This is a genomic window from Ligilactobacillus animalis KCTC 3501 = DSM 20602 (assembly GCF_001434535.1).
Classification (GTDB): Bacteria; Bacillota; Bacilli; order Lactobacillales; family Lactobacillaceae; genus Ligilactobacillus; species Ligilactobacillus animalis.
In genome coordinates, this window is record NZ_AYYW01000048.1 from 1 (window position 1) to 215 (window position 215).

General features: G+C 33.0%; 1 protein-coding gene. It reads right to left on the reverse strand.

Annotated elements, in window-relative coordinates; genetic code table 11:
* Positions 1 to 135: helix-turn-helix domain-containing protein (locus FC30_RS09380; protein ID WP_167541659.1), on the reverse strand; the 135-nt coding region annotated here is incomplete at its 3' end.
* Positions 136 to 215: the final 80 nt, after the last annotated feature.

The following is a 215-nucleotide window of genomic DNA, read 5'->3' on the forward strand; positions in this document are numbered from 1 at the left end:
TGCTTCTTCATACATATCATTCCATAAAGCCAAACCAGCATTCCAGCAATATCTGCGATAATCACACAAGTCATCTAAGACTTTCTGCATGGTTTTATTTGGATAAAGTCTAACTTTTTGGGTTCTTAACACCATTATTTTCACCACCTTTCAAAGATTTGTCGTTTTCTAGTTTATGCTTATATTTACGTAAACCATATAAACGACAGGAAAAT